Origin of the sequence: Nguyenibacter vanlangensis (assembly GCF_013376155.1) — a bacterium.
Classification (GTDB): domain Bacteria; phylum Pseudomonadota; class Alphaproteobacteria; order Acetobacterales; family Acetobacteraceae; genus Gluconacetobacter; species Gluconacetobacter vanlangensis.
Map to the genome: position 1 here is coordinate 1 of NZ_JABXXP010000806.1, position 1,184 is coordinate 1,184.

The window sequence follows — 1,184 nt, forward strand, 5'->3', positions numbered from 1 at the left end:
CGCCGCCCGGCGGCATTTCCCCGACACCCATGCCGAACTGACGGCCGGTCTGCTGCGCCTCCTGCACGACACGGGCGGGCCCGACCTGATGGACCGCCTGATCGCGGCGCGGGAAGCCGAAACCTGCGCCGCCTATCGCCGCGAACTGGACGGCATCCACGGCCTCGCCGCGCGCATCGCCGCCTTGGCGGCCATCCGCTCGCGCGAGGGCTACATGGCCGAATGGCACGCCGAGGCCGGGGGGCATTTCCTGCTGATCGAAAATCACTGCCCGATCTGCGCCGCCGCCACGGCCTGCGCCGGCTTCTGCCGGGCCGAGCGCGACATCTTCCAGGACGTGCTGGGCCCCACGGTCGTCGTCGAACGGCACGACCACATCCCCTCCGGCGCCCGGCGCTGCGCCTACCGCATCCGCCCGGCCGGAGCCCCGACATAAAAAACACCATAAAAAAATCGACAAAAAGCAGGGCCGCCGTCACATCCGGCCGCGCTGTCCCGTCTTGATCCCGTCACCCATCAGCACGGGAGAGTCCCATGACCCAACGACTGGACTATGCCAAGGCCGCCCCCAGGACCATGGCCGCCCTGTTCGCCCTCGAACGCGCGGTCACCGCCAGCGGGCTGGAACACAGCCTGATCGAACTGGTGAAGACCAGGGCGTCGCAGATCAATGGCTGCGCCTTCTGCATCGACATGCACACGCGCGACGCCCGCCGCGCCGGCGAGAGCGAGGCCCGCCTCTACCTGCTGTCCGCCTGGCGCGAGGCCCCGCATTACACGCCCCGCGAACGCGCGGCCCTGGCCTGGACCGAAACCCTGACCCGCATCGCCACCGACGGCGCGCCGGATGCGGTGTATCTGGCCCTGAACCCCCATTTCACCGACGCGGAAAAGGTCGATCTCACCCTGCTGATCTGCACCATCAACAGTTGGAACCGCATCGCGATCGGCTTCGCCGTCGCCCCGCCGCCGGAGACCGCCTCCTGACCGCTCCCGATCCTGCCCCCGATCGTGACGGCCTCGGCCCCTTTCTGGCCCACCGCGCCGAAATGATCGGCCTGGCCTATCGCATGACCGGTTCCCTGGCCCAGGCCGAGGACGTGGCGCAGGATGCGTTCCTGCGCTGGCGGGCGGCCGACCGGGCGGCGGTACGCGACGCCCGCTCCGTCCTGCTGACCATCGCC

At 70.0% G+C, this 1,184-nt stretch carries 3 protein-coding genes; all 3 read left to right on the plus strand.

The window, feature by feature from the left end:
• A partial coding sequence (locus HUK84_RS19220; protein ID WP_374729392.1) for a helix-turn-helix transcriptional regulator occupies positions 1-436 on the plus strand: 436 nt, incomplete at its 5' end.
• Positions 437-534: 98 nt separating this feature from the next.
• On the plus strand, positions 535-987 hold the full coding sequence (locus HUK84_RS19225; protein WP_176641644.1) for a carboxymuconolactone decarboxylase family protein: 453 nt from the start codon (positions 535-537) through the stop codon (positions 985-987).
• On the plus strand, positions 930-1,184 hold a 255-nt coding region (locus HUK84_RS23580), incomplete at its 3' end, for a sigma factor (protein WP_281362867.1). The genes HUK84_RS19225 and HUK84_RS23580, both read left to right, overlap by 58 nt.